The organism is Amycolatopsis kentuckyensis (genome assembly GCF_002155975.1).
Lineage (GTDB): Bacteria > Actinomycetota > Actinomycetes > Mycobacteriales > Pseudonocardiaceae > Amycolatopsis > Amycolatopsis kentuckyensis.
The window spans coordinates 1-4,021 of sequence record NZ_MUMI01000830.1 but is presented as its reverse complement, the minus strand read 5'-3'; the positions used below and the strand labels follow the sequence as shown (position 1 = coordinate 4,021).

Below are 4,021 nucleotides of genomic sequence, written 5' to 3'. Positions count from 1 at the left end.
CTCAAGGCGCGGGCCGGGGTGCACTCCCCGGCCTCGGCCTGCGCCTCGGGTGCCGAGGGCATCGCCAGCGGGGTGGAGATGATCCGCTCCGGACGTGCCGACGTCGTGATCGCGGGGGGCGCCGAAGCGTGCATCCACCCGATCACGCTGGCCGGGTTCGCCCAGGCCCGCACGGTCTCCACGCGCAACGACGACCCGGCGAGCGCGTCGCGGCCGTTCGACGCCAACCGCGACGGCTTCGTCCTCGGCGAGGGCGCCGGCGTGGTCATCCTGGAGCGCGCGGACCTGGCGAAGGCCCGCGGGGCGCGCGTCTACGCGACGATCGCCGGGCACGGCATCACCTCGGACGCCTACCACATCACGGGCAACCACCCCGAGGGCATCGGCCAGATCGCCGCGATGCGCGCGGCGATGAAGATGGCCGGGGTCACCCCGGCGGACGTCGGGCACGTGAACGCGCACGCGACGTCCACTGTGGTCGGTGACATCGGCGAGGCGGCGGCGATCCGCAACGCGATCGGGGAGCACGTGGTCGTGACGGCGCCGAAGGGCTCGCTCGGCCACCTCGTCGGCGGCGCCGGCGCGGTCGAGGGGATCATCACGATCCTGGCGCTCTACCACGGCCTGGTGCCGGCCACCCGGAACCTGACCGACCTGGACCCGCGGGTGCAGCTCGACGTCGTCGCGGGCGAGCCGCGCAAGGTCGAGTTGACGGCGGCGATCAGCAACTCGTTCGGGTTCGGCGGCCACAACACCGCGCTGCTGTTCACGGTCTGAGCTCCACAGAACGCGGAGAAGGGCCCGGCTGGAGCCGGGCCCTTCTCCGCGTTCAGCACTTCTCGTGTTCGGGCGGTGGCCCGCCGTCGACGGCGTCGACCTTCAGCGTCGTGCCGTCGAGCACCATGGGCATGACGAGCCGCCACTTGATGCACGGCTCGCGGAAGAACAGCGGGGCGTCTTCGACGTTCTGCCTGCTGGTGAACCCGACCAGGACCCGCAGCGAATTCCCGGACGAGCGCTCGATCCGGTAGACGAGGGCGTCGCTGTCCTTTGTGGTGCGGACGCCCTTCCGCCAGTCGCTCTGCGACTGGCCGGCGGCCCGCTCGTCGGTGACCACGGCGACCCACTGCTGGTACTGCTTGCTGTTGATGGCCGCGAAGTACTTCTGCAGCACCCGGCGCACGGCGTCGCCTTGCGGGTGCCGCTTGGCGTCGTCGGTCATCCGGACGTCGTCGCCCCCCGCGGCCGGCGCGCCGCTGCTGGACGGCGACGGCGTCGAGAGCGCGACGGAGGTGTCGTCGGCCGGCCGGTCGGGCTGGCGGTAGAGCTCGCGCGCGAGCAGGCCACCGCCGACGGTCACGGAGAGCACCACGACCACGACGGGCACCAGCCAGCGCTGGCGAGAGCTGGGGGCGGGGGTGGTCACGCGGAAAGCGTACCGGCCCCCGTCCCGGGGCTCAGCCGACCTGGTGCAGCCAGGTCACCGGCGCGCCGTCGCCGGCGTGGCGGAAGGGCTCGAGCGCCTCGTCCCAGCTCGCGGCCAGGAGTTCGTCCAGCTTGTGCGCGAGGGATTCGCCGCCGCGGGTCATGCTGACGAGCGCGCGCAGCTGGTCCTCGCCCACCACGATGTCGCCGTTGGCGCTGGTCCGCCCGTGCCAGAGGCCGAGGCCGGGCGCGAAGCAGAACCGCTCGCCGTCGACGCCCGCACTGGGCTCTTCGGTCACCTCGAACCGAATCATCGGCCACGCCTTGAGGGCGGACGCCAATCTGGCGCCGGTGCCCGCGGGCGCGCGCCAGCCGCATTCGGCGCGAAGCTGACCCGGACTGGCCGGCTGCGCCGTCCACTTCAGGTCAACGCGGGCACCCAGGGTGCCCGAAATGGCCCACTCGACGTGCGGACACACCGCAGACGGCGACGAGTGGACGTACACCACACCTCGGGTGCTGCCACGGGTGCTCACTGCTACCTCCGCTTGTTGCTCGACGAGGGACGTCTTCCCCTACGCCCTACTCCGAGCTTCCAGCGCGGGCCTCAGCGCGGCTCCCGAATGCCGCCTCCGATGCGTTGTAGCACATTCTGCACCCCAACCGTGCTGTTTGGCCACATGAACACCACAAGTCACCCACCGCCCCACTTTCGGAGGGCAAGCGGCCGCGGCGCGCCCGTGTCGCACGGATCATTGCGCTGGGCGCGCTAGCGTGTTGACCCGGAACGACGAGCAGGGAGGGGCGAGCGGTGCGACTGGTGCGCCTGGAGCGGCAGCAGTCCCGGGTGGCGGACGACATCCGGGCGGCGCTGGCATCCCTGGGCCGCGGCAGCACCGTGATCGGCGGCATCGCGTTGGTGGGCGTGGCTTCGGAGGCCGGCCGCCCGATCGAGGCGGTGGTGATCCTCCCCCAAGGGGTGATCATCGTGATCGGCGTGGACCTCCCGGACCCGGCCCTGCGCCTGGAGGCCCCGCTGGGAGGGCCGTGGAAGGCGGACGGCTGGCCCCTGGTCGCGGACGACGATTCGGTGAACCCGGCAACGGAAGCGCTGGACGTTTCGCAGGCTTGCGAAAGGCAAATTGCGGCATTGGTCCCGGGAACGGCCCCGGTGGGAACGATCATCGCGGTGGGGCCGTACGTGGAGACGGTCGACCAGCCGGCGGCGGACCTGGCAGGCCCGGTCCGGGTGCTACACCCCACGCCGACGACGATGCTGGCGGCGACGGTCTCGTTGGCCACGGCACACCGGCCGCGCTCGGTGGACCAGGTGCGGGCATTGATCCGGGGCCTGGCGCCATCGGCCCCGGAGTTTTCGGACGAAGTGCTGCTGGGCGAGGGCTTCAGCCGGCTGACGGACGACTCGCCACCGGAGTCCCTTTGGGACGATGCCCCGGCGGCGGCGGGGGGTTCGGCCGCGGCGGTCTCGGCTACGGCTGCTTCGGCTGCGGCGGTTTCCGCCACGGCGGTTTCCGCTACGGCGGGTACGACCGATTGGCGGACGGAGACCCCGGCGGAGGCCCGGCCAGGCTCCGCGGCCGTGGAGGCTTCTGCGGAAGCCGAGCCCACCGCCCAGGTGGAGTCGGAGCACCCGGCTGATTCTTCGGCGCGGCCGGTGTTCCCGGGGACCGAGACTTCTGTCGAAGCCGAGCGCACCGAGGTACTCGTGCCGCCCGCCCAGGCGGAACCAGCCCGCCCCGCCGATCCCGCGGCGCGCCCGGTTTTCCCCGGCACCGAACCACCGGGGTTGCCCGGCGCCACTCCGTCGGGTGGTCCGGAGTCGGCTGAATCCTCTGCCGACGAGGTTGAGGGGACCGAAAACCTCCGGATTCCCCCGGCGAGCAGCGAGCAGATCGAGGCCCGTGGCGTCTCCGCCAAAGCCGGGCAAGCACTCGAAACCTCCACACCGCAGCCCGCCGAAGCGGGGCAAGCACTCGAAACCTCCGCACCACAGCCCGCCGAAGCGGGGCAAGCAACCACACCGTGGCCCGCCGAAGCCGAGGCGGCCAACTCTCAACCCGCGCATGCCACCCAAACCGGGCCAGCCGCACCGCGGCCCGCCGAGCCCGCGGAAGCCGGCTCCCAGCCCACCGCGCCCGAGCGGCTCACCCCAGCCGAAGCGACCACTCCCCCACAACCAGCTGAAGCCACGCACCCCACCGCCGCCGAAGGCCGCGGACCCGAGCTGCTCCTCCCGCGGCCCGCTCAGTCCGAACCGAGCGCTCCCTCACCAGCCGAAGCCAAGCAGCCCACCCCAGCCGAAGCGAGCACTCCCCCACAACCGGCCGAACCCACGCCACCCACCACGGCCGGTCACCCCGAACCCGAGCCGCCGCAACCGGCTCAGCCGCCGCAACCGGCGCAACCGGCTCAGGCGCCGCTGCCCTCTCCGCAGCCCTTTCCCCGTCCGCGGAGCGGCCCCGACGGGCGCGGGCGCCGGCCGCGGACGGGGAAAGGGCTGCGGAGAGGGCAGCGGCGCCTGAGCCGGTTGCGCCGGTTGCGGCGGCTGAGCCGGTTGCGGCGGCTCGGGTTCGGG

The 4,021-nt window shown here is 72.8% G+C and carries 4 protein-coding genes; 2 read left to right on the top strand and 2 right to left on the bottom strand.

Annotation, left to right across the window (positions count from 1 at the left end; translation table 11 throughout):
* The coding region (locus tag CCN39_RS48440) for a beta-ketoacyl-[acyl-carrier-protein] synthase family protein (protein WP_143264496.1) at window positions 1-777 on the top strand (777 nt) is incomplete at its 5' end.
* Between the two features lie 52 nt (window positions 778-829).
* Here CCN39_RS48440 and CCN39_RS48435 read toward each other — a convergent pair.
* Both CCN39_RS48435 and CCN39_RS48430 read right to left on the bottom strand, forming a co-directional pair.
* The gene (locus CCN39_RS48435) at window positions 830-1,426 is read right to left on the bottom strand and encodes a hypothetical protein (RefSeq protein ID WP_086853968.1); all 597 of its coding nucleotides are present in this window, start codon (window positions 1,424-1,426) and stop codon (window positions 830-832) included.
* A 31-nt stretch (window positions 1,427-1,457) separates the two neighbouring features.
* On the bottom strand, window positions 1,458-1,961 hold the full coding sequence (locus CCN39_RS48430; RefSeq protein ID WP_086853966.1) for a DUF3145 domain-containing protein: 504 nt from the start codon (window positions 1,959-1,961) through the stop codon (window positions 1,458-1,460).
* A 275-nt stretch (window positions 1,962-2,236) separates the two neighbouring features.
* Here CCN39_RS48430 and CCN39_RS52435 point away from each other — a divergent pair.
* On the top strand, window positions 2,237-4,021 hold a 1,785-nt coding region (locus CCN39_RS52435), incomplete at its 3' end, for a hypothetical protein (protein WP_244211362.1).